Here is a 22,945-nt window from a genome sequence, read left to right on the forward strand (position 1 = left end):
AGTTTAGAAATGAAAGAGTGAAGGGATGAAAAGAGTATGACTTTAGAAATCATCGCAACGACTTTGTCTGACGCTATTCAAGGTGAAAAAGCTGGGGCTGATCGAATTGAGTTGGTGACAGGGATTGCAGAAGGTGGGTTAACGCCAAGCTATGCGTTAATCGAATCTGTTTGTGAGGAAACCAATATTCCTGTAAATGTAATGATACGTCCTCACAGTGCGTCGTTTTGCTATGACTCTGATGATATGAAAACGGTTATAAGGGATATTCAAATTTGTAAACAGCTTGGCGCTGACGGTATTGTATTTGGGTCATTGACAGAGGAAGGGAAAATCGATGAGAGCTCTCTTCAGAAAGTGTTAGAGGAAGCGGATCACTTAGATTTTACCTTTCATCGAGCATTTGATGAAGTAGACAATCAAGAAGAAGCGTTAGAGGTTTTAATGAAATACAAGCAAATATCAAGAGTGTTAACGTCGGGAGGAAAGAAAACTGCTCCCGATGCTACAGAGGAAATACAAGTACTCGTTGAAAAAAGTCGTGATTCTCACATTGAAATCCTTGCAGGTTCCGGTTTAAATCTAAACAATACCGCTTCATTTTTAAATAAAGTGAAGGTGAAAGAACTTCATTTTGGTTCAGGTGTAAGAAAACATTCAAACTTTGCACATCCTATCGATCAAGAGAAAGTGGATCGTATTAAGAAAATAATGATGTCTCACGCATAAATTAAAGCTCTTTTCGCATATATTTCTTACTTTTTCGATATGATATAATCATCATAAAGTGAGGTGTTCCCTCAATGGAAGAACTTTTAAAACAATTGATGGAACAAATGAATACGCGATTTGATAAACTCAATGATGATATTAACTTTTTAAAGGAAGAATCTTCGGTAATTAAAGAAGAAGTTTCGATAATTAAAGAAACAGTAACGAACAATTCAACTGAAGGTCGTAGTCATTTTAAGCATATTGAAGTTCAACTGAATGAACAACAAAAAAAATTCAAAGTTGTTGAAGGCGAACTAAAAAAAGTTAATATTGACATCGAATATTTGAGTTCTAAAACAGGGAATCACGATGCAGAAATAAACAATATTAATAAAAGAATCCAGTCCTAATTTGTGACTGGATTTTTCAGTTAAATGGAAGACAATGTTTTGAAAACAGTCTAAAATAAAGAAAAGCCAGCATTTACGTTGGCTTTTTTTGATCCTAACAGCCACTTTCTGTACGTTCAGTGGGATTACAGAACTCAAAAACCTAACGATTAACACTGTACATAAAGACTTAAGTGAAAAAATGTTGCAAAGCAGTTTGGGATATGCTAAATTTATCTGGTGCTATATGACCGAAATGTTCATTTGGTCAGTTTTGGGATGAGGTGATGTTGTGAATATTGATCGCAAACAATTAATTATTAATGCAGCAGAAAAAACCTTTTCATCGTTTGGTTATAAAGCAACGACGATGGATCAAGTTGCTCGATTAGCAAACGTCGGAAAAGGAACGATCTATACATTTTTTAAAAATAAGGAAGAATTATTCGATGAAATAATCTCTTCTTTAATTGCTGAAATTAAAGAAGCAGCAGAGCAAGCAATTGACCCGAACTTATCATTTTTTGAAAATGCACACCGAGCGCTATACAAAATTTTAGAATTTAGAAAGAAACATCAACTAATGATTAAGCTTATCGAAGAAGAAAAGCAGATTGGAACACCTGCTGTTCAAGAAGTAATGGTAAAGGTTGAAGATGCGATTATTTCATTCATTAAGCAGAGAGTGATCGTGGCAATTGAAAAAAATGAAATTCGGAATTGTGATCCTGAAATAACAGCATATATTATGTTGAAATTGTATATTTCATTAATTTTTGATTGGGAAAAAAGACACACACCTTTAAATAAGGACCAAATTTTACAATTGTTTGAAGACTACTTCTTTCAAGGGTTATCAAATCGATAATCCTTATATTTTTTGGAATGAATTGACCGTATGAATAAAATGGTCAGTTGTTATTAGGAGGGTTATTATGAGAGGAATATCATTGTTTATTCAAGAAATGAAAGCGATGATTACGAATAAAAAAATAATTATTCCAGTTATTGCAATACTATTTATTCCAATTCTTTATAGTGGGACGTTTTTATGGGCATTTTGGGATCCATATGAACAAATGGATCGCCTACCTGTAGCTGTTGTTAATGAAGATCAAGGGGTCGTCTATAATGATGAAGAATTGCATGTTGGTAATGATTTAGTCGATCAATTAGAAGATAATGAAGGCTTCGCGTGGGATTTTGTCGACAAGAGTGTAGGTGAAAAAGGGTTAGAAAACCGGGAGTATTACATGATGATTGAAATACCGGCTGATTTTTCAGAACGGGCAACAACACTGTTAGAAGATGAACCTACGAAACTAGAACTTAATTATATACCCAATGAAAGTTACAACTTCTTGGCTGGACAAATCGGAGAAAAAGCAATAGAAAGCATTAAAGAAGAGGTTGCTCATGAACTAACAGCAACATTTGCAGAAACTCTATTTGACAATGTAGATGAACTAGCAGATGGGTTAACGGAAGCGAGCGATGGCGCAAGTAAAATTGATGATGGTGTGCTTGAGCTTAATGATGGAGCAGTAACTTTGCAAGATAACATGGAAATTCTTGCGAACAACTCCATTGCCTTTAAAGAAGGGTTGGAAGCGTCAAATAGTGGTTCAAAAGAAATACAATCTGGAATGACTGCTTTACATGACGGATTTAGTGAAATGAAGGCAGGACAAGAAGAATTGTTAGCTGGAGCGACCGAGGCTCAAGCAGGTACAAAAGAAATATCAGGTGGTTTGCAAAAGTCACTTGAAGGGGTTCAAACAGCCCAAGACTCGATCCCTCAATTAACTGAAGGATCATTAAAGTTAAGTGCAGGGGCACAGCAACTAGCAGAGTCGACAGAAGAGTGGAAGCAAGGTGCAGACCAAACCGAAGCAGGGGCGTCAGAGTTAGCAGCGGGAATTGAGCAGCTAAATCAAGAACTTCAACCGATACTAGGTTCGTTACCTGAACCACAAAGAAAACAACTGGAAGCGTCATTGACAAGTCTAGTAGAAGGCGGTAAGCAAGTTAATGGAGGCGTAGAGCAATTAACTGACGCTGCTGTTGAGATAAATGACGGTGCAGCATCGCTTTCAACAGAAATGAACAATCTTCATGAAGGCCAGCTAGCTTTACAAAGTGGAATGGACGAGTTAGAAGAAGGTCAAAAGCAACTAGTCGAAGGGGCTACTGAACTTTCAGGAGGTCAAGATAAACTTGTTGATGGTCTTCAATTATTCGGTGATAAAATTACTGAAGCGCAAGTTGGTTCGAATGAGTTATTAGAAGGAAGTAATCAATTATCAACAGGGATTGGCGAATTAGCGTCTGGATCAGTGGATCTTGAGGACGGCGCTAATCAACTAGCTGATGGATCGATAAAACTTGTTAATGGGTTTGTCGATCTATCAGATGGAACAAATGAACTGGCAACGAAGTTAACTGATGCTGCAACAGAGACATCAGATATAACTGGCAACGACGATGTGTATGACATGTTCGCAGATCCTGTAACAGTTGAATCTAAGAAGGAAAATGAAGTGCCAAACTATGGAACAGGAATGGCGCCTTATCTTTTATCATTAGGATTGTTTGTGGGAGCGACGATATTATCAATTATCTACCCTTTACATGATCCGGCTAGGGAACCAAAAAATGCGTTTAGTTGGTTTTTTAGCAAATTCGGTGTATTACTAGGTATCGGTGTCATTCAAGCGATTGTAGCTGACGTAGTGTTATTAACTGGATTAGGACTTGAAGTACAAAGTGTACCATTATTTATCCTATTTAGTATTCTTACTAGTATTACGTTTATCACAATGATTCAGTTTTTAGTGACAAGCTTTAATAACATAGGACGATTCATTGCGATTATTATATTAATAATGCAGTTGGCAACGAGCGCAGGAACGTTCCCGTTAGAGATGATTCCAGATGCTTTACAACCATTGCATGCATTCGTACCGATGTCGTATACAGTGTCAGGATTTAAGGCTGTTATATCGAGTGGTGATTTTGGATTCATGTGGGAAAATGCAACAACGCTACTTATTTTCATTGCCGTTTTTTCAATAGGTACGTTGCTGTATTTTGCAACACAATTTAAGCGTAAATACGCCGGGAAAGCTGTAGGTCAAGAAAAATCGTTAGAAGCATAATGAAAAAGCCTGCTGATGAAAAAATCAGCAGGCTTTTTTCTGTGAAGGCTATGTTATACGTTATTAAAGTTGGTTTAACTAGAAATCGGTTCTTTTTTAGCTTCTATTAATCCGTCCACTTTTTTCTTGTAATCTACATATAGTAATATATTCATCAACAAAAGGGAGAGGACCATGGCCAATGGAATCATCCACAATTTCTCGCCAGGTAGGGTAAGCGAGAGGACGAATATCAAAACAGAAATTATCGGAGAAAGAATATAATAGACTTTCGTATGATAGAGCCATCCATAGAGAAAAAAGTGAGCCACCGTAATCAACGCAAATACCGTTACGGCCTCAGATGGAACTTTAACTAAAATTAAAAATAGTATAGGAAAATAAATGAACTGTGCAACATTTAGGTACAATCCTAACTCACTCAACGGATGATTTTTATTTTTCCAATCGACATTGAACATTTTTGACACAACGATGCCCAAAGGAAAGGTTAACCCCGTGGAACAAAGCATAAAAAAGTTTTTTTGGGCGATGTCGATGGATTGAAAAAAAATAACGGTGATGAGTATCCAAACAAGTGTACCCGCTAGTAAAAAAGTAATCCCATTTTTAACTTCGATCGACAAATCCTTTCTCATTTCAACTAAATTCATCTTCTTTCCCCCTAAGAACAGCTAACTATCTATCCTAAGATTCTGTTGCATGAATCAATTTTTATTATCTAATTGTATTTGAGGGTTTTCTTTTAGCAATTGACGAATAAATTCTATTTTGTTTTTCGGAGATATCGTAGTAAGATCATCCTTTTTATAGTAAATGTGTAGCCTATCCACAGATAAAGCAGGGGATATGAAAGGATATTTGGTGCTCCGTATTTTACTGATTTCACTTACATTGATTGTTTGAAAAATGGGGCCATATTGCATCTTAAGTTGTGAATGTTCAAGTTTATAACCAGTTCCAAACCAAATCCAAGCCAGACATATAGCCGTAGCAATGATTAGAATTGTTTCAGTGAGTGTGGGATTAAAGGTGATAACTCCGATTGGTTCCATAGACAAGATAAGAGGTGAGATAAACACTAATATAAATGCTGAACAAATGATCGTCATGCATAAACCTTTCTTTGATGGGAAGAACATAAGACTTTCTCCTTTCTATATCATTTTTTAGTTAATCCCTGTGTTAATAACAAAGTGAAACTAGCCCGTTAGTTAAGAATTATCGTTCTTTATAAACGAATTCTCTGTATTTTGTAAAATTTTTCTTTTTGTAAAAGTCCTTTGCAACACTGTTCTCAAACCAATAATCTAGTTCTATTAAATCGATTCCCCTATTGTTAGCCAGTTCATCTATATATTCCATTAGAGTAGAACCGTACCCCTTATTCCTTTTTGTTTCCACTATACTTATCTGGTGTACATAAACAGACTTATATCCTTTTTTAAACGCATTTTCTGGATATTCTCTTATTTCTAGCCAGGCATAACCAAGAGCTTCTTCGTTATCTTCTAAAAGAAGGAAAATAAAATTGTCATTATTAAACAAACTTTTGAAAGCTTCCTTCACATTCTCATAGTTATATTCCTTAAAGTACTTGGGGTATAAATTTGAATGTAAATCGTGTACATGTTTATTTAATTTAGCGATCAATTCAACATTCGTGGTTGGACTAATTTTCATAATAAATCCCCCGTCTATCTGAGGCTAATTCCCCCATTAATTGAAAAAAGAATAGGTCGTACAATTCCAATGTTTTGAACTTGTTTTTTTCTTTCCTTTCCAACCCATTTTTTGCAGTTCTTTGGCTAACAATAGATTAAAAAAACCATGTCCAACTAAGACGACTGAATGATGCTCTTTGGCATACTCAACTAATTGTTGCGCGGCTTTTTTAGCCCGCTGTTTTGCTTTACTCAAAGGCTCACACTGACTTGAATATCCGCTAAACCATAAGCATCTAAAAATAACTGCCCAAATAGTCGGAGGTAATTTTATTCCCCATAATTTTGTTAAAGGAACAGGTAGCTCTGTTTCACGAAATAAAGGAACAGGAGTCGCTGTGAAATTATTTGGATGTAATAACTTTGCTGACTCAACAGACCTTTTTAAGTCACTTGTAATAACCATTGTCGCTGACGTTATTTTTTCACGCGTTTCTGGGGGATAGGAGGATTCCTCAAAAACCCCATTATCATCATACGTTTCAATCCAATCCTTAAAGTGCTCACAGGTTATTCGATTATTTTCTGTACACCTCGATTTGCCATGTCTAATCAATGAAATTTCCATCATAAGTCTCCTGCGATAGTAGTTTATATCGATTCCTTTCATTGTTTTATTCTACAAATAATATGGAAAATCCTTCTTTAATTAACCGGTTTTCTCTACATCTTGGATTTATTATAAGATCTGTGAAGGTTTCGATAACGCCACCAAATCAACGAAAAAAACCCGATAACAAACTTCTCCATCCAAACAATAATAACTTCAAATAAATGATTTGCGTCCATTTCATCTGAGGTAGGACATTTGGCTGAAGCGCGGACAAGTGCTGTGCAGACTCCGATAATGATACCGCATCCGCGGATATCGACCACACATACTTCGATAAACACTCCGCACCCTCGGATATCCGCCGGACATACTCCTATAACGATTGGTTAAATTCTTGAAGATATAAAGACCTATAACTTAACTTCTGATTAATAATAGGACGGGGGTAATTACACTGCCCTTTCCTTCTATATCTCGAATCGACATTTTTTTGCGCAATAATATAAAAAACATCTAATAAAACTTGAAATTGTGTCAATTCGAGTATGTTATTAAAATATCTTATAAATAAAACTTGAAATTGTGTCAATTCGAGTATATTATTAAAATATCAAATAAGGATGAGTATGAACAATAAGGAAAGGAGGTGTATGAATAATAAGAAGATTTTGTAGTAAAAAGGTTCATAGTTGCAGGGGTTAGTGTTTATATCACGTTGTGAGCAAGAATACACCCTTCGATACCACGTATCCTTTTGACTATTACTTTTGAAGTTTTTCGTCAAAACCAAAAAAAGGAGAGAAAAAATGAGAAAATCAAAGAGTTTACTTGTTAGCTTTTTATCGATCGTAGTATTGTCATTTACCGTAAACAGTGCTAGTGCAGAAGAAAAAGTAGTAGGGGACTTAGAAATTTCCTCAAATGATTTCTATGTTGAAGATGATGGAAAAATTAATAACATTATTAATAAATCATCACTTCCATTATTAGAGGAGATAATACCTAATGATGCTTATTATACTGGAATCCCTAGTAACACTAAAAATTTTGCTACAAGACAAATATCAGATCCGTTTGATTATGTAGGATTAGATTTTTATTACAATCAACCCATGACATATGGGGAATTATATCGTGATAATAAAGAGGCTGAACTATTTATTCTCCCACTTTATAATGGTACAACAGGTTACGAAGAGAAGATACTTCAAAACGATGAAATGGCTCTCTATAGTTTACTTTTTAGTGATGTCATTATAAAGAAAAGTGGATCGGATGGTGCACCTTTTGAATTTGGAGAGTTGATGGCAGGAGTTCGTTATCATCCAAGTAGTACCATTGCTCAAGATACAAAAGTTCAACTTGGAGAATATTGGGAATTAGTGAACGACAAATCTTTATCGAGTTCCAACGGTTCGAGAATTTCTGAATCGTACTCTATAAGTTCTGGCTTTAGTCTAACAGAGGCATATGAATTGAGTCACACACTGGGGTTAACCCAATACGAAACAAATTGGATGACAATCCTTCTCACTTTAAATGAATCGTTAGGAGAAAAGTTTAGTAACTCACAAACTATTACAGAAACCGAGACAGTTACTACTACATTCAATTTTGGCAATGTAGATCCTAATGGAATTCCTTATATAGGGGGAATATACCAATTGTTAAGTGAGTTTACAGTAATACCTGGTACAAATATGCAAGAACATATTAATAACCTAACTCCTTATTGGGATGCTAGACCATCAACCGTTGTTATTTATTCTAATAATCATTATAGACAGTTACAAGCAGATTTTTATGAATAGCTCAATTTTGATTCTGGTGCATAACTTTTCGTAGAGTTGATCGTATTACTCAAATGGACGTTTGACCACCTAAAAAAAAAGTCACTGAAACCCTGCCCTTCCAGTCTTTTTATCAATTGAAAGAGAGATCCTCTTCGGTGATTCTTATACCTGGTTAATCAACAGATGTGATTTTTAAATCATACCTTTATTCTAAAAAGGGAATGATCAGTGTGTAAAATCAACATTTGTTCAGCTGGAAGTGATGAATATAGTGAAAAAAGGAGAGCTTCGCCACAGGTAGAGCATGCCCAAAATGGGAAATTGATAATAAAATTAATAGTAAAAATCAAAACAAAAAAGCATAAATAATGAAGGAGGGAAAAATATGAAAAAACGGTTGATCTTATTCACTGGTATCTTGTTAACAACGATTTTAATGATAAGTAGCTTTGTTCCTAATGGGGGATTTGCAGCTAGCGCTGGATCAAATGTTAATAATATTGATCTTACAGAAGTTGATAATATAATTTCTAATTATGATACAGGAGAAGATACTTCTGTAGGAATTTCCAATTACTATGATACAGGAGAGACCCCTTCTGTAACCACGCTTGACAATGGGAAGGTAGTAGAGGTTCATAATGGCAGTGGAAATCTTTATTACCGAGTAGGTGAATACGAAGATGGTGAAATTAATTGGGGGCCAAGTATTAAATATGATACAGGAGAGATGCCTTTTGTAACCACGCTTGACAATGGAGATGTACTAGAGCTTCATGGAGGTAAAAATAATAATAATCTTTATTACCATATAGGTGAATACGAAGATGGTGAAATTAATTGGGGGCCAAGTATTAAATATGATACAGGAGAAAGACCAATTGCAATCGTCCTTGACAATGGGGAGATACTAGAGCTTCATAGAAGTTCAAAAGATAATAAGATGTATTACAATTTTTATAAATACGAAGATGAAAGAATTAATAGGTATAGTGGTGAGCAATATGATAAAGGAAAGCACCAATCTGTAACCGTCCTTGACAATGGGGATCTACTAGAGGTTCATAGAGGTAGTAAAGATAATAATAATCTTTATTACCAGATAGGTAAAATCAAAGATGGTAAAATTAACTGGAGCGCAAATACTATATATGGTACAGGAGAGTACCCTAAGGTAACCGTCCTTGACGATGGGGATATATTAGAGGTTCATGGTAGTGGAGGGAGTAGTACGGATGTTCATTACCGTTTAGGTGAATATGACGATATGGGGGAGATTACTTGGGGTCCGAGTACTAGTTATGATTCAGGAACTCAGCCCTCTGTAACCTTCCTTGACAATGGGCTTCTACTAGAAGTTCATAAAGGTCGAGGTAATAAGGATCTTTCTTATAGATTAGGTTTTTACACAGATAGTAGCCTATTTTGGGCTCCAAGAAAATAAAGAGAACCCGGTTCTGGTGTACAAAGGTTATTGCAAGTAATCTATGGAAAATAAAGATTTGCTCAAATGGAGGGATGAGGTCTATCTATCACCCATACCACTATTATGCGATGGGTGCATCAATATGGACTTGAATTAGAGGAAAGAGTGCGACGTATTCTTAAAATAACCAATGCTTCTTAGAAAGTCTATCAAACGTATGTGAAAGTAAAAGGAGCATGAATGCATTTATATTATACAGGGATTCAGAGGAAAAGACGATTGATTTTTATTTAAATGAATCGAGAGACAAAGAAGCAGCCAAGGTTTTCATGAAAAAATACTTGGTTGCTTTTCATAAACCTCATGTAATCACGGTAGACAAGAACCTGACCTATCCTCTAGCCATTCAAGAAGCAGAAGGAACGAACTATAACGAGGTGATAGAAATGTGGAAAAAAGTTGTCGGGGGTTTTTTATGCCTTTTATTTGTCATTCACTTTTCAGTAACAGCCGTTCATAACACTCATGCGAATCCATTGCAAGTGAAGTATAATAAACAACTATCTTTTTATATTGATCCTTTGTTCACTCAAAATTGGAGGTTATTCGCTCCTACACCAATGACATCAAATAATTATTTTTATGTAAAAGCTAAATTAGATAATGGTAATGAAAGTAGAACAACCGATTGGATTGATTTGGTGCAATATATGTACGAAAAAAATAATGACAATCGTTTCACACCTTATAATAAACTAATACGAATTCCTAGAGGGGCTTATGCTTTAATAGGAGAAAAAGATGAAACAGTAAGAAAAATATTGAATAAAGTAAATGAAGGTGAGTTAGATGAGGAAGAGTATGAACATTTAATTGAAAATGAACGTGATAAACTTACTGAAGAAAAAGCGATCGACTTATTAAATAAATTTGCTGAAGCTCATCTGATTAGTTTTTTTCCTGAAAATGAAATCGTAGAGTTTAAAGTTCTTCTTGTCGAATCAGAGCCAGTACCTTTCTCGAAAAATGGAACTGAAAATTTCGAGAATGCAGAAAAATATAGAGAGTTTGATTGGACAAAACCTCAAGGTATTATTCCTTTATTTTAGTTAGGAAAGGTGGGGGAATTCATATTTATGATAAATAAATTAGTATCGTTAAATAACAAAAAACATATGCTCATAGGAGCTAGTTTAATCCGTATCACTCTTGGGTTTATTATTTTATATAATTATATTATCCACTATCATCAACGCTCTTTTCTTTGGGGACCCAATGGGATTACGGGGTTCTCAGAAACTTCCCTTGAAAATATCACATTGTTTTCTCTTTATAATTTTAGTACATCAAGCCTATATTTTGATCTAATTTATCATTTAGGGATGATAGTAGCTCTTTCTTTTTTAGTTGGCTATAAAGGGAAAGTAACTTCAATTTTAAATTTTATTTTTGTATGGTCTATAATGGCAAGAAATAGTCTTATTTTAGATGGTGGGGACAATATTTCACGTATTATTTTATTTTATCTATTGTTTGCTAAGACTACTGCTTATTTTTCTGTTGATTCCTACCTAAAAAATAAGCGCAAAGGGTCAAAAGAAACAACAGAAATTTCGGTTAATCATTTTTCTTTACGAAATTTAGTGCATAACTTAGCTATTCTCGCGTGTTTGACACAAGTTAGCATAATGTATCTTTCGTCAGGTTTTCATAAAGCTTCCGGCGAAATGTGGCAAAATGGGACAGCAATATATTATATTTTACAAGTTGATGAGTTTTCTCATCCTTTCTTTAGAGAGATCCTACATTCGTCAGATCTATTCTTAGTGTTAGCTACTTTAATGACGGTCATTATTCAATTGGCGTTTCCATTTTTATTATTTAACAGGTACACCAGATATCTTGCTATGTTCGGAGTCATTAGCATGCATTCAGGAATTGCTGTTGTAATGGGACTCATTAGCTTTTCATTTTTAATGATAGCTAATCAGTTATTATTTCTATCTGATAAAGAATACAAGTCATTATCTTCATATGTAAAGCAAAAGTACATCAGTACTTCAACTAGATTAAATGTAAGAAAAGTAAGAAATACTTTACCAGTAAGTGCTCGTTCTTCTCTAAGACCAATAGTAGTTTTATATGATGGTTGGTGTCCTTTCTGCATGAAAAGTATTAAAAGATTTCAACGATTAGATTGGTTTAATCGTATGGAATTTCTGTCTTTTAGAGATAAAAAAGTTTTGGAGCATTATCAATTAGATATTGAGTTATTAGAAAAACGAATGCATTCTTTACAAAGGTCAACTCAAAAAATCGAAGATGGGATTGACAGTATTAATCGTATTTGCAAGAATACACCTCTTCTTTGGGTGGTCGTTCCATGTTTAAGTATTTCTTCTACATTGGGGGTGGGGGCGAAAGTATACGATTGGATAGCAAGTAGAAGAACGATTTTTCCGACTGGTGGATGCGATGAATCAAGCTGCGAAATACCAGTTAAGAAAAGACCAGAGTGAACTACCCACTACTTATCCAACCTTACGGTCTTGATTGAAGTGGAGACTTCTTTCGAAGATAGAATCTCTATCTCTCAAGCATGGGTGGAATTTGATCAGGGTTGCGGTCAATAGTGGGGTTATCAATGATGAACACCTTGGGCCTATCATATGTGGTCAGTGTACTGACTTTCTTAATTGTTAGAACTGAGTGATAAAAGGAAACGTCTCCAAGCAAAAGATCAACCTATCCTGTAGCCATCCAAGAGTTAAAAAAAGAGAAAAGGATGTCTAAAGATACCCGAATAAGGCAAGAAGCCACTTCTATAATAAGTGGCGTGGAGATGATGCATGTGCTGAAAAAAGGACAACAACTTCTATCGATTGAATATTCTGATAAAATAGAAGCTAGATTCATCCATTAATTGTTCGGAATCACATCGTAAACGAGTACTAGAACCGTATATTTTGTTACGCATTTCAGGTTGAGACTGGCTAAAATCCCTATCTAATTTCCTTATTGCACTGGTCGCATTTGAAATCTGATAATCTTAGGTCTGTTTTCTTGTTACCACAACACGAACATAGTTCATTCTTAAATAGAAAATATGTCAATTCAAGTATATTATAAAGGAATGTACTATAAAAAATTAGGAGGTTTTTTTATGAAAAATAAATTAGTCGCATCAGTAGTAGTCTTATCTTTAATACTTGGAAGTGCTTTCTACAGTTCTGCTTCTGTTGAAGCCTCTCCTGTACAAGAACAACCGATGATATTATCTGAACAAGTAGTAGATGATAAAGAGAAAGCGGTGCCGGCGGTTGTTTTGGGTGCTGTGGTTATAGGTGCTGCTGTTGCGGCTGGTGGTGTAGCTTTGGGAGCTGGTTCAGTGCTTGGGGCAACTCAATTGATGGGAAAGAGTACACCATCCGATACCACGTATACCTATGACGAAGTAAAAGAGGCTTTTGATTATTAATTTTGGACAAGAAAATGTAAAGATTATTTAATAGGAAGATAGAATCTCTATAACAGCAGAATAGATGCTGGTGCAAAAACATTTTGATAGGAACATAGAGCCACTGTTTCAGCTCTATTGATCATTTATGATGCGATTCTAAACAACGGATGGATGAATTCAACTTCATTTGGACAGACTACCTGTCGATGATGGTGCTGTCCTTTTTTCAACATATGCATCGTCTCCACGCCACTTATTATAGAAGTGGCTGTTTCAAACAACTTGAACCCCAACATTTAATTGGGGTACAGCTAACTTTTTAACGGAAATATACGATAAGACAATATTTGGAACATGAAAGCCTAATTTCCCTACACTAAGGGAAATTAGGCTTTTGTAAAACGGTAACTCATTTTTCTCAAACCTCTCACAGATTTAAATTTAAATACACGTTATCGAGATCTTCTTGTGTCATACCAATATAAGCTAGCGTAACGCTTGGTGCGGAATGGTTAAATAACTTTTGAAGAATAGAGAAGTCAACTCTTGATTGATAAGCGGGTAGCCAAAAGTTCTCCGTAATGTATGAGTCCCAATTCTCTCTTTTATTCCTACGGCTCTTGCTGCCTCATTAATAACACGATAGGCTTGTTGTCGCTTTAATGATTCTTTCCTTATGCAGTCGTACGCAGCCATATTTAACCTCTATTCATGACAAAAGTGTATTTGGGATCCTGTTAAATTATGTAGTTATGTAGTTATGTATTTAGAGATTAAGAAAGGGATAATTTTTCAGAAAAATGATTGAGAAGGAGAAGAGTTATTTACCTCTTTAAAAATGGTGTCAATTAGCGCATGGGCAAGTACTAGAGGTTCATAAAGCTGTAACTAACAATGAACGTCATTACAATTTAGGGATATTGTGGTTCGAGTGAAAAGATTATTTATTAGAGAGATAGAACCTATATAACATGAAGAAAAGAAGTGAACCCAAAAAGAATACCACGCCCTGCTTTGTCCTTTATAAAATCTCCAATAAACAGAGGGAAAAAGAAAGATTTATTGATTTTTTTATTCATGGTATCCCTCCAAAAAGCTATATAAGGACATTAGCAACGGCCTTGTATCCGCGTATACGGCAATCGTTCATGTATACAAGTATGAATTCAATTTATACAAATAATTGATAGTAGGTACTCATAATGGTAGTGTACGATCTGACGTCAATTTCTGAAGTGCTAGTGAAATCCCTACTATGAAGTTTAAAATACAAAATAAACCAAAGCAACTACTTGAAAGAATGACAGATCAATAGTTTGTTCTCGCTGTAAATTAGGTATTAGTATCTTTGGTTAATCAACGAGCATTCATGAAAAAAACGATCTACGGAGTGCGTTTAAAAAAGGTATATCCTCTTCAGTATCGAAATATATATAAAGACAGTACTACCCAATGTCGAAATGAGTAAGTGACGAAATAAACTCTACCTGAGTAGGGGGGACAGGTAATGGCTTATAGGAAGGTATTTGGAGGCGTTTCTTATTTAAATGTACTTAAATATCTTTTAATCATTATAGCCTTGGTTTTGGAGATAATTGCTGTCATCTTACTAACAATCAATCTGGATAAAGCGGCTATACTATTTTTGCTTTTCGGGATAACGCTTGTTATGTTAATTATTGTGTTAATGGCTAAAAGAATAGTAGAGAAGAGAAGGGATGAAGAAAATGATTATAGTGACTACTGATTTTGTACCAGGTAAAGAAATTAAAGATTTAAAGGGTTTTGTTAGGGGGAGTACGGTGCAATCCAAACATATAGGAAGGGATATTACGGCGAACCTTAAAACAATAGTAGGAGGAGAAATAAAAGGGTATACAGAGATGATGAATGAGGCGAGGCAAAAAGCGATCGGGAGAATGGAAGAGCATGCGAAAACCAAAGAAGCAAATGCAATTATTGCCGTTCGCTTAGAGACTTCCGCAGTTATGGGGGCTGCTTCTGAAATAATTGCTTATGGAACGGCAGTACAAGTAGAATAGAGAACCATATGTCTTGAGATTAACCCGCCCTGCCTTAATAGTTCCTACACCCTAAACGTTTATAAACGCGTAAATACGTTGCTCGTTAATCTGGTTAGCAATACGTCTATGATTTATCGTTGTAAATTTCTAAGAGCATATCTCCAGCCTGTTAATGTAAGTATCGAAACTTTCATTATACAGGGTCGGGGAGGTGCTCTATTTTAGTGTCCTTTGGTTCTTAAAATAGCAAGGGCATAGAAATATGAAATTGATTTACCTTGTATAAAAAATGGAATCGCTTACAATGTAACCAAAGGTTAGTAACCTGTGGTTATAAAGGGAGTTGAAATATCAATGAAAGAATTGCAAGCAAGGGATAGAATTTTATTAGCAGCAAAAGATTTATTTTCAAGAAAAGGTTATGAACAGGTTACCGTACGAGAAATTGCAAAAGAAGCTAATTGTTCACATACTAGCATCTATGTCTATTTTAATGATAAACAAAGACTATTAGAGGAACTTTCAAAAGTACCCTTTGAAAATTTAATGAAAGAAATGGATTCACTATTAACAAATGATAAGTTCTCACCCCAGAAAAAACTAATACGTACTTCACAGACTTTTGTTCATTTTGGCTTATGTTACAGGAATTTATACGAGGCTTTTTTAATCTTTGATGCTAGTAGAGTAGACACAACTACAACACAATCGGAACTAAATAAGATTAGACTAAATCTCTTTGAGTCTTTGAAGTCAGCAGTCTCCATTAATTTTACATGTTGGGATGAGCGAAAAGTCATTGAATTCAGTAGAATAATTTTTTACATGCTCCATGGAATTATTATGACTTATAAAGATACGGATGAACGTGTTATTCAAATCGAAAGACGTGTTTTACCTATTGTTAAGCAGTCAATCATTTATTTAATCAAAGGAGTGGTTACAAATGAAAGTACTGAAAGTTTCTCCTAATATTTATAAGATTGAGCATTGGTTTTGCTTGAAAATTAGTGCTTGGATTGTAAGGGCGGGGGATGGCGTCTACATTGTTGATACTGGAATGACGTTCATGGGAAAGAGAATATTAAAAGAAGCTCAAAAGCTAGGGCAAATAAAAGGAATTCTCTTAACTCACGGTCACTCAGATCATGTAGGTGGGATAAAAAAGATTGTAGAGTCAATGAAAGTTCCTGTGTACGCTCATAGAAATGATATAAAACACATGGAAGGAAAAGAGCCTTTTCCTGGTAGAAAAAAACGAGAATTTTTAGTGCAACTAGGTATTGTCCAACCATTAGAAGAGATGAGCGATGGTACATTAAAAAACATGGAGGATTTAATCCCTATTCATACACCAGGACACTCACCTGGACATGTTTCATACTATCATGAAAAGGATCAGGTTCTTATAGGAGGAGATTTATTTACATCCAAAAAAGGGGAACTAAAAAGGCCAATAGCAATGTTTACTGCAAAAATGGATGAAGCTGTAGAGAGTGGGAGAATTGTAAAAACTTTAAAACCAAAGATTGTAAGTATTTGTCATGGTACGGACATAGAAGAACCACACCAACAGATAGAAAAATATCTTTCCAAATTTCTTGGTAGCTGAATGAGCCATAGTTAAAACCTAGATATCTTTTAGATTGGTTTGTTTAGACAGTTCGTTACTTATAGCAATCAGTCGTTGAGCTGACTAAAGAACGGATTTTGGGATTTGTAATTGATGTCCTCATTGAGCCTTCCTCCTTATAAAAGAAATGAGTAGCAGGAGAAAAGGGACAACGCCAAATAACACAATGGAAGCATAAGCAATCATATTTCCTATCCAAAAAATTTGATACAAATTTTGAGGGATCATCGACAGAATAAAAATGATTGGAAGCAGTCCATACATAAAACGTTTGATGTCTTTATTAAAAATTTGTGATAAACCAAGCGAAGCAAGATAAAAGGAAACAGAGAGTGTAAAAAATATTTGCATGGTCCAAATGATTAAAAACAAAGAATCAAAACGCTCAAAAAGGAGTTCGGGAAATTCGAAAGATTGTATTAACATGATTGTCGGATAAGTTAAATTTGCAACGCCATCAATCGATAAAGCACCAATCACCATGACTAGAGTTAAAATATAGATCACAGTAGGAACTAGCACACCAATAAAGATGACTTTCTTTACTTTAGGTTGGTCTGTCATACATGCTTGAATGATCAATATAATTTCAACCCCTGATGTAGATAGGACAATCGATTTTATGTCTAATACTGGTCTAATCCCTTCTCCTAAAACGGGACGTAAATGATTAAGTTCAAATAACCCAAAGCTCATGAGTGCGACTATAACAAAAGTAATTATAGTCAAAGGAAAAATGATTTGAGCTATGCGTGCAATCGATGGTATTCCATCAACAACCAAGTACAGAGAAAGCCATAGAACAATAACAATCAATACTATAATAGGCGTTCCTTCCAACAAATAGGTTTCTACTACTTCTGCGATCATTCTCACTTCAAAGGCTACATCAATAACAAAAATAAGGATGATCAAAAGACTAAATAAAAAACCAAGAACCTTCCCCACAATTAAGTCACTGTATTGGTAAAACGTTTGATTAGGGTATCTTCTATTAAGATTGATGATCACAAATGCCATGGTAAGTGGAACCAGACTACTAATTAAAAGTGCAATCCAAACATCAGGCGTCCCTACTTCATTAGCAGCCGCTCTAGGAAGCGTTAAAATCGCCACACTCATCGTATAGTTAATGATGATAATCGTAGCTTGAGTGGGTGTGATGGTTCCATTTTGACTATTCCTCATTTGTCACAATCCTTTTATTAACAAATTACTGCTTACGAATGGAGTTCTTAGGTAGCAAGAATTTCGGACGTAAGTAGGGGGGATCTGGACTTAAGTTTAGTGTCGACAATTCAACGATTCACGGAAACCTTACTTGTCGACCATACCATAATCGGTAACTGTAATATTTACATCATATTCAATCGCTGTCTGACTAAAAATTTCATCCCAGTTATCTTTATGCTCTTTCCAGTAAGTTGGGTAGTTAATGCGAACGTATTTCCTAAAATCAATCGCATCTACTTGAAATTCTTCTTGCAATTTTCTTAAGCTATTTCCAATATAACTTTCCACCTGTTCTTTGAGCAATTTCTCTAACTTATCTAATTGTTCTTCTTTAGTGATCTCGTCTGATTCATTGAAGACTTCAGAGACCCATCCTTCTGATTCTATTTCTACGTTAAAGCTGAGCTCGTTATTTTTTAGTGTAGGTGTGATATCACTCTTTAATGAATTAATCTCGTATACAATCGAGTGTTCTTTCTCTTCGTCATAAACGTTTATGATCCCCGAATCGGTTGACGCAGTGAGCCAAATGGCCCCTTGAAGGTCACTTTCAGTTAAAAAACCCATTAACTTTAGCGTAGTTCCGTTGATTACAGCTGCCCCTTTGAATGTGATTTCATCCTCTTCCTTCACAACATTTTGTAAAAGGAAACTTGTATTCGTATTTAGCTTAGGTAGTAAATTGACAAGTGATATCGGTTCCAGTATTCTAGATGATTTTGAAGTTTGTATAATACCTGTAATGAGATGCGCGGGAATGTCTGCCGGATCATCAGATTCTAATACATCTCTAGCGACCCCGTCTGTAATGATCACCATAGAACTTGCTCGAGATTCAGGATTACGTATAAAGTGATCGAGTAGCTCTTGTAGGCTCGTTTGTTGAGCCAGTTCACTACTAATAACAATCAGTCGTTGATGTTGAGTAAAGAACGGATTTGGGGTTTTATAATTGATGTCATATGCGCTTTTAAGCAATGAATTACCTGTTTCTTCATAATTTCTGTAAGGCTTGTCTGATTGTTCGGAGTTCTCTAATGAACTTGTTGTATCCGTAACATTGGCCACTTGATAGGTAACTGCTAGGTCTTCTTGATCCGTGTCTTGATTCTTGTCTAAGCCAACCCCAATAACCATACTTAAGTGTTCGATATCCGTTGAACTCCAACACCCTGATAAGAAGAAAATAGAGATGATAAACAAAAGGATGAATCGATTAATTGTGCTCATTGAACCTTCCTCCTTATAAAAGAAATGAGTAGCAGGAGACAAGGGACAACCCCAAATAATACAATCCCAACATTAGCATTCATATCTGCTAACCAAAAGAGTTGATGCAAATTTTGAGGGATCATCGACAGAATAAAAAGGATTGGGAGCAGTCCATAGATAAAACGTTTGATGTCTTTATTAAAAAGCTGCGAAAAACCAAGTGAAGCAGCATAAAATGAAATAGAGACTGTGGCGAATATTTGCATGATCCAAATGATTAAAAACAAAGAATCTAGACGCTCAAAAAAGAGTTGTGGGAATTCGAAGGATTGTATTAATAAGATCGTCGGCCAAGTTAAATTTGTAACGCCATCAATCGATAAAGCGCCAATCACCATGACTAGAGTTAAAAGATAAAGCACTGTCGGTATTAGCACCCCGAGAAAGATGACTTTCTTTGCTTTATGTTGGTCTGTCATAAATGCTTGAATGATCAATATAATCTCTATCCCCAAGGAGGAAAATGTCATTGATTTTATATTAAATACTGGCCTAATCCCCTCTCCTAATACTGGACGTAAATGATCAAGATCAAATAAACCAATGCCCATGAGTGCGATGACAATAAAAGTAAGAATAGTCAAAGGGAAAATAATTTGGAATACACGCGCAATCGATGTAATGCCACCAACAATCAAGTACAGAGAAAGCCATAAAACAAGAACAATTAGGATCGTAACAGGCGTTCCTTCCAACAAATAGGTTTCTACTACAACTGCCATGATTCTCACTGCAAAGATTGTACCGATAATAAAATAAAGGATCATAAAAAGACTGATAAAAAGAGTAAAGAACCTCCCGACAATTAAGTCACTGTACTCGTAAAACGTTTGATTAGGATATCTTTGATTGAGCGTGATGATCACAAACCCCATGGCAAGTGGAACCAGGCTGCTAATTAAAAGTGCAATCCAAACATCAGGTGTCCCCACATCATTCGCAGCCGTTCTAGGAAGCGTTAAAATCCCCACACTCAGCGTTTTGCTAATGATGATAATTGTGGCTTGAGTTGGTGTGATGATTCCATGTTGACTTTTCCTCATTTTTCACAATCCTCTCATTAACAAATTCCTGTTTTGAAGGGGGGGTAGTTTAATCGGCATTCTGACCAGTAGGTCTTTCTAGTCGCTTATGAAGTAGGAGGAGCTGTACTTAAGTTTATAGTTCGCAATCCTGACAACCTTAATTGTTAAATTCCATACCATAATCGGTGACCGTAATTTTTACATCATATTCAATTGCTGTCTGACTAAAAATTTCATCCCAGTTATCTTTATTTTCGCTCCAGTAAGTTGGATAGTTGATGCGAACGTATTCCCCAAAACCAATCGCATCTACTTGAAATTCTTCTTGCAATTTTTTTAAGACATTATCAATATGAATTTCTGCGTGTTCTTTGAGCAATTTCTCTAACTTCTCTAATTGTTCTTCCTTAGTGATCTCATCTGTTACATCGAAAACTTCAGCGACCCATCCTTCTGATTCAATTTCCACGTTAAACGTGAGCTCGTTATTTTTTAGTGTTGGTGTAATAGTACTTGTTAATGATGTTAGCTCGTATGAAATCGAATGTTCTTGTTCTTCGTCATAAGCGAGTACAAGCCCCTCATCGGTTGACGCAGTGAGCCACGTAACCCCTTGAAGGTCACCTTCAGTCAAAAATCCCATGAGCTTTAGCGTACCTCCATTGATCACACCTGCTCCTTTGAGTTTGACTTCATCCTCTTCCTTTACAATATTTTGTAAAAGAAAACTTGTATTCGTATTTAGTTTAGGGAGTAACTTGGCAAGTGATATCGGTTCCAGTATTCTAGCCGATTTTGACGTTTGTACTATACCTGTAATGAGAAGCGAGGGAATGTCTGTCGGGTGGTCAGATTCTAATACATCTCCAGCCACCCCATCTGAAATCATCACCAGATTACTTGTTCGATTTCCAGGGTCACGTATAAAATAATCGACTAGCTCTTGTAGACTCGTTTGTTGAGCCAGTTCACTACCAATAACGATCAGTCGTTGATGCTTATTATAGAACGGATTTTGGGTTTTGTAATTGACGTCATAGGCAGTTTTAAGAATTGATTTTCCTGTTTCTTTATAATTTTTGTAAGGCTTGTCTGATTGTTCAGAGCTCTCTAATGTACTTTGTGTATCCATAATATTGGCCACTTGATAGGTCACTTCTAGGTATTCATCTTCATCTGTATTTTGATTGCTGTCTTCTTGACTTACATCTAAGCCAACACCAACAACCATACTTAAGTGTTCGATGTCCGTTGAACTCCAACATCCTGATAAGAAGACAATAGAGATGATAAACAAAAGGATGAACCGATTGATTTTGTTCATTGAACCTTCCTCCTTATAAAAGAGATAAGCAGCAGAAGACAAGGGATAACCCCAAATAACACAAGGGAAACATTAGCAACAATATCTCCTATCCAAAAGAGCTGGTTCAAATTTCGAGGGATCATCGACAGAATAAAAATGATTGGAAGCAGTCCATAGATGAAACGTTTGATGTCTTTATTAAAAAGTTGTGAAAGACCTAGCGAAGCAGCATAAAATGAAATAGAGATTGACGCGAATATTTGCATAATCCAAACGGTTAAAAATAAAGAATCCAAACGCTCAAAAAGAAGTTCTGGTAATTCGAAAGTTTGTATTAATATGATCGTCGGATAAGTTAGATTTGTAATGCCATTAATCGATAAAACACCAACCACCATGACTACAGTCATAGCATAGAGCAATGTAGGTATGATCACTCCTAGAAAGATGACTTTCTTTGCTTTATGTTGGTCTGTCATATATGCCTGGATGATCAACATAATTTCAACCCCGATGTAGGACAACACCGTCGGTTTTATTCCTTTCAGAACAGGAGTAATCCCTTCTCCTAAAACCGGACGTAAATTATTAAGCTCAAATACCCCTAAGCTCATGAGTGCGATGACAATAAAAATAATGACAGTGAAAGGAAAAATGATTTGGAATACACGTGCAATTGATGTCATCCCACTAACAATTAAGTACAGAGAAAGCCATAGAAGAATAACAATCAAGATAGTGACAGGCGTTCCTTCCAACAAATAGCCTTCTACTACTTCTGCCATCATTCTCACTGCAAAGCTTGCAAACGTCATAAAATAAAGGATCATTAAAAGACCGATAAAAAGAGCAAGCGCCTTCCCTACAATTAAGCTACTGTATTGGTAAAACGTTCGCTCAGGGTATCTTTTATTAAGCATGATGATCACAAACCCTATGGTAAGTGGAACCAGGCTGCTAATTAAAAGTGTAATCCAAATATCAGGTGTCCCCACTTCATCAGCAACCAATCTAGGAAGCGTTAAAATCCCCACACCCAGAGTAAAGTTAATGATGAGAATTGTGGCTTGAGTTGGTGAGATGATATTTTGATGTTTCTTCATTTTTCACAATCCTTTCATTAACATTGACTACTTACGAATGGAGTCCTTAGATCGCAACAATGGCCAACGTTTGTTTCTCTTTTTAATTGGCATTCTGATGAGCTTTCCAGTCGATTATTAAGTGGGGGAGAG

23 protein-coding genes and 2 pseudogenes are annotated in these 22,945 nt (G+C 35.6%); 14 read left to right on the plus strand and 11 right to left on the minus strand.

The genetic code is table 11. The annotated features are described in order from the left end of the window. The first annotated feature begins 36 nt into the window (after positions 1-36). The 4 genes from AB1471_RS11425 (at position 37) to AB1471_RS11440 (ending at position 4,261) form a co-directional block, all read left to right on the plus strand. Entirely contained in the window at positions 37-729 is a 693-nt protein-coding gene (locus AB1471_RS11425; RefSeq protein WP_367779898.1) for a copper homeostasis protein CutC, read from the plus strand. Positions 730-803: 74 nt separating this feature from the next. Next, on the plus strand, positions 804-1,124 hold the full coding sequence (locus AB1471_RS11430; protein ID WP_367779899.1) for a hypothetical protein: 321 nt from the start codon (positions 804-806) through the stop codon (positions 1,122-1,124). Positions 1,125-1,395: 271 nt separating this feature from the next. Continuing rightward, on the plus strand, positions 1,396-1,971 hold the full coding sequence (locus AB1471_RS11435; RefSeq protein WP_367779900.1) for a TetR/AcrR family transcriptional regulator: 576 nt from the start codon (positions 1,396-1,398) through the stop codon (positions 1,969-1,971). 67 nt (positions 1,972-2,038) lie between these two features. After that, positions 2,039-4,261: a YhgE/Pip family protein gene (locus tag AB1471_RS11440; protein ID WP_367779901.1), complete on the plus strand. Its 2,223-nt coding sequence runs from the start codon at positions 2,039-2,041 to the stop codon at positions 4,259-4,261. Between the two features lie 74 nt (positions 4,262-4,335). On the opposite strand, the gene AB1471_RS11445 is transcribed toward AB1471_RS11440, so the two are convergent. From AB1471_RS11445 to AB1471_RS11460, 4 genes are all read right to left on the minus strand, one after another. Then, positions 4,336-4,914 carry a DUF7010 family protein gene (locus tag AB1471_RS11445; RefSeq protein ID WP_367779902.1) on the minus strand — a complete coding sequence of 193 codons (579 nt, stop codon included), beginning with the start codon at positions 4,912-4,914 and terminating at the stop codon, positions 4,336-4,338. Positions 4,915-4,968: 54 nt separating this feature from the next. Continuing rightward, positions 4,969-5,403: a PH domain-containing protein gene (locus AB1471_RS11450; RefSeq protein ID WP_367779903.1), complete on the minus strand. Its 435-nt coding sequence runs from the start codon at positions 5,401-5,403 to the stop codon at positions 4,969-4,971. A gap of 79 nt (positions 5,404-5,482) precedes the next feature. Next, positions 5,483-5,944 (minus strand): GNAT family N-acetyltransferase, encoded by a 462-nt coding sequence (locus AB1471_RS11455; protein WP_367779904.1) that lies wholly within the window; start codon positions 5,942-5,944, stop codon positions 5,483-5,485. 36 nt (positions 5,945-5,980) lie between these two features. After that, entirely contained in the window at positions 5,981-6,553 is a 573-nt protein-coding gene (locus AB1471_RS11460) for a histidine phosphatase family protein (RefSeq protein WP_367779905.1), read from the minus strand. A 791-nt stretch (positions 6,554-7,344) separates the two neighbouring features. Here AB1471_RS11460 and AB1471_RS11465 point away from each other — a divergent pair. The 6 genes and pseudogenes from AB1471_RS11465 (at position 7,345) to AB1471_RS11495 (ending at position 13,235) form a co-directional block, all read left to right on the plus strand. Further along, entirely contained in the window at positions 7,345-8,349 is a 1,005-nt protein-coding gene (locus AB1471_RS11465) for a hypothetical protein (protein ID WP_367779906.1), read from the plus strand. Positions 8,350-8,716: 367 nt separating this feature from the next. After that, positions 8,717-9,775: a hypothetical protein gene (locus AB1471_RS11470; RefSeq protein ID WP_367779907.1), complete on the plus strand. Its 1,059-nt coding sequence runs from the start codon at positions 8,717-8,719 to the stop codon at positions 9,773-9,775. 78 nt (positions 9,776-9,853) lie between these two features. Beyond that, positions 9,854-10,170 (plus strand): annotated as a pseudogene (locus AB1471_RS11475) (DDE-type integrase/transposase/recombinase); the annotation flags it as partial. A 33-nt stretch (positions 10,171-10,203) separates the two neighbouring features. Next, the gene (locus tag AB1471_RS11480; RefSeq protein ID WP_367779970.1) at positions 10,204-10,866 is read left to right on the plus strand and encodes a DUF5819 family protein; all 663 of its coding nucleotides are present in this window, start codon (positions 10,204-10,206) and stop codon (positions 10,864-10,866) included. A 27-nt stretch (positions 10,867-10,893) separates the two neighbouring features. Next, positions 10,894-12,276: a DCC1-like thiol-disulfide oxidoreductase family protein gene (locus AB1471_RS11485; RefSeq protein ID WP_367779908.1), complete on the plus strand. Its 1,383-nt coding sequence runs from the start codon at positions 10,894-10,896 to the stop codon at positions 12,274-12,276. 644 nt (positions 12,277-12,920) lie between these two features. Further along, positions 12,921-13,235, plus strand: coding sequence for a hypothetical protein (locus AB1471_RS11495; protein WP_367779909.1), 315 nt, complete (start codon positions 12,921-12,923; stop codon positions 13,233-13,235). A 125-nt stretch (positions 13,236-13,360) separates the two neighbouring features. On the opposite strand, the pseudogene AB1471_RS11500 reads toward AB1471_RS11495, so the two are convergent. Beyond that, positions 13,361-13,513: pseudogene (locus tag AB1471_RS11500) on the minus strand (IS6 family transposase); the annotation flags it as partial. 190 nt (positions 13,514-13,703) lie between these two features. Next, positions 13,704-13,913 carry a tyrosine-type recombinase/integrase gene (locus AB1471_RS11505; RefSeq protein ID WP_367779910.1) on the minus strand — a complete coding sequence of 70 codons (210 nt, stop codon included), beginning with the start codon at positions 13,911-13,913 and terminating at the stop codon, positions 13,704-13,706. A gap of 811 nt (positions 13,914-14,724) precedes the next feature. Here AB1471_RS11505 and AB1471_RS11510 point away from each other — a divergent pair. The 4 genes from AB1471_RS11510 to AB1471_RS11525 all read left to right on the plus strand — a co-directional run bounded on the left by AB1471_RS11510 (position 14,725) and on the right by AB1471_RS11525 (position 16,853). Beyond that, complete coding sequence (locus AB1471_RS11510; protein WP_367779911.1) at positions 14,725-14,964, plus strand: hypothetical protein; 240 nt, start codon at positions 14,725-14,727, stop codon at positions 14,962-14,964. Continuing rightward, positions 14,945-15,259 carry a YbjQ family protein gene (locus AB1471_RS11515; protein WP_367779912.1) on the plus strand — a complete coding sequence of 105 codons (315 nt, stop codon included), beginning with the start codon at positions 14,945-14,947 and terminating at the stop codon, positions 15,257-15,259. The genes AB1471_RS11510 and AB1471_RS11515 overlap by 20 nt, the downstream gene beginning before the upstream one ends. A gap of 336 nt (positions 15,260-15,595) precedes the next feature. Beyond that, positions 15,596-16,213, plus strand: a complete 618-nt coding sequence (locus AB1471_RS11520) for a TetR/AcrR family transcriptional regulator (protein ID WP_367779913.1) — start codon at positions 15,596-15,598, stop codon at positions 16,211-16,213. Further along, on the plus strand, positions 16,188-16,853 hold the full coding sequence (locus AB1471_RS11525; protein WP_367779914.1) for an MBL fold metallo-hydrolase: 666 nt from the start codon (positions 16,188-16,190) through the stop codon (positions 16,851-16,853). The genes AB1471_RS11520 and AB1471_RS11525 overlap by 26 nt, the downstream gene beginning before the upstream one ends. A gap of 120 nt (positions 16,854-16,973) precedes the next feature. On the opposite strand, the gene AB1471_RS11530 is transcribed toward AB1471_RS11525, so the two are convergent. The 5 genes from AB1471_RS11530 to AB1471_RS11550 all read right to left on the minus strand — a co-directional run bounded on the left by AB1471_RS11530 (position 16,974) and on the right by AB1471_RS11550 (position 22,813). Then, on the minus strand, positions 16,974-18,062 hold the full coding sequence (locus tag AB1471_RS11530) for a GerAB/ArcD/ProY family transporter (protein ID WP_367779915.1): 1,089 nt from the start codon (positions 18,060-18,062) through the stop codon (positions 16,974-16,976). Between the two features lie 129 nt (positions 18,063-18,191). Then, complete coding sequence (locus tag AB1471_RS11535) at positions 18,192-19,337, minus strand: Ger(x)C family spore germination protein (protein ID WP_367779916.1); 1,146 nt, start codon at positions 19,335-19,337, stop codon at positions 18,192-18,194. Next, positions 19,334-20,422, minus strand: a complete 1,089-nt coding sequence (locus tag AB1471_RS11540; RefSeq protein ID WP_367779917.1) for a GerAB/ArcD/ProY family transporter — start codon at positions 20,420-20,422, stop codon at positions 19,334-19,336. The genes AB1471_RS11535 and AB1471_RS11540 overlap by 4 nt, the downstream gene beginning before the upstream one ends. Positions 20,423-20,561: 139 nt before the next feature. Further along, a complete protein-coding gene (locus AB1471_RS11545) occupies positions 20,562-21,728 on the minus strand; it encodes a Ger(x)C family spore germination protein (RefSeq protein ID WP_367779918.1) in 1,167 nt (388 codons plus the stop codon). Beyond that, complete coding sequence (locus AB1471_RS11550) at positions 21,725-22,813, minus strand: GerAB/ArcD/ProY family transporter (RefSeq protein WP_367779919.1); 1,089 nt, start codon at positions 22,811-22,813, stop codon at positions 21,725-21,727. The genes AB1471_RS11545 and AB1471_RS11550 overlap by 4 nt, the downstream gene beginning before the upstream one ends. Positions 22,814-22,945: the final 132 nt, after the last annotated feature.

The organism is Jeotgalibacillus marinus, assembly GCF_040801915.1.
GTDB lineage: Bacteria > Bacillota > Bacilli > Bacillales > Jeotgalibacillaceae > Jeotgalibacillus > Jeotgalibacillus marinus.